Raw genomic sequence first — 1,073 nt, forward strand, 5'->3', positions numbered from 1 at the left:
ACGACAGTGTATGTTGGTCAGGTGTTATAAAAACGTTCTGGTTTGGAGAACCTGCTTTCTGTTCAAGCTCGACAACAAAACGTCTGATCAACGGTTGAGCCTGACAGACGACGGACAATGTCATTATCAACAGTGGTGCTGCAAAGAGTGAGTGCTTGATGATTCTACCCTTGCATTCTGGTGTTCAGGGAGGAAGGATAGATCAAGAAAATAATGCAAGTTCCAAAAGCGCTGACACGCCCATTGCAGTGGTTTTGCCAAAAGACGACAAAAGTAGTCTGGTGGGAAAGGTTCTATAAGATCATTTTTCATGCAGTCAATAATAGCTGATTTTCAGGATGGTGCGTCGCTTGAGTTACCTACCTTGCCCCGGCCTCGATCAGGGCTTCCACGCAGTCGGTATTGCCCATCTCAGCCGCGATGGAGAGCGGGGTAGCGCCATTCGATATGGCAGCGTCGAGATCCGCCCCGGCGTTAATCAGGAGTTTCACGCAGTCGATATTGTCCATCTGGGCTGCTATGAACAGTGGGGTGGTGCCATTTTTATTCCGGGCGTTGACATCCGCCTGAGCTTCGATCAGGAGTTTTACGCATTCGGTATTGCCCGCCCAGACTGCGACTAACAGTGCGGTGGCGCCATCCGAGGTCCGGGAAACGTTGGGATCTGTCCCGGTGTTGATCAGGATTTTTACGCAGTCGGTGTTATTTTGCTGAGCAGCGATAAACAGCGGAGTGACGCCATCCGAACGGTCGGCGTTGAGGTCCGCCTTGGCTTCGACCAAGAGTTTCACACACTCGGGTTTATTTTCCTGGGCAGCGACAAACAGTGCGGTTGCACCCGTCGAACAGGCAGCGTTGAGATTTGCCCCGGCGTTGATCAGGCGTTCGACGACGTCCTTTTGCCCATTATAGGATGCCCACATCAAGGCTGTGTAATCAGCTTCCATAACAGCATTGACATTGACTCCTTCTGCTAGTGATTCCTCCAGGTGATCCAAATCCCCGTAAACACAGGCACCGTAAAACGCCCGATCGGGGAAAAATGTATCCGGGTGAGATTCACTGGTGTTCTT

The 1,073-nt window shown here is 51.3% G+C and carries 2 protein-coding genes; one reads left to right on the top strand and one right to left on the bottom strand.

Annotated elements, in window-relative coordinates:
- Nucleotides 1-158: 158 nt before the first annotated feature.
- Complete coding sequence (locus tag KDK19_RS22600; RefSeq protein ID WP_257282256.1) at nucleotides 159-299, top strand: hypothetical protein; 141 nt, start codon at nucleotides 159-161, stop codon at nucleotides 297-299.
- A 60-nt stretch (nucleotides 300-359) separates the two neighbouring features.
- Here KDK19_RS22600 and KDK19_RS22605 read toward each other — a convergent pair.
- Nucleotides 360-1,073 (bottom strand): ankyrin repeat domain-containing protein (locus KDK19_RS22605; RefSeq protein ID WP_257288194.1); only part of this gene is annotated, 714 nt, incomplete at its 5' end.

Origin of the sequence: Endozoicomonas sp. ONNA1, from assembly GCF_024606325.1 — a bacterium.
GTDB lineage: Bacteria > Pseudomonadota > Gammaproteobacteria > Pseudomonadales > Endozoicomonadaceae > Endozoicomonas_A.

Bases quoted from the DNA above. Each gene is read 5' to 3' on its own strand.
- KDK19_RS22600 (WP_257282256.1), top strand. From the start codon at position 159: ATGATTCTACCCTTGCATTCTGGTGTTCAGGGAGGAAGGATAGATCAA.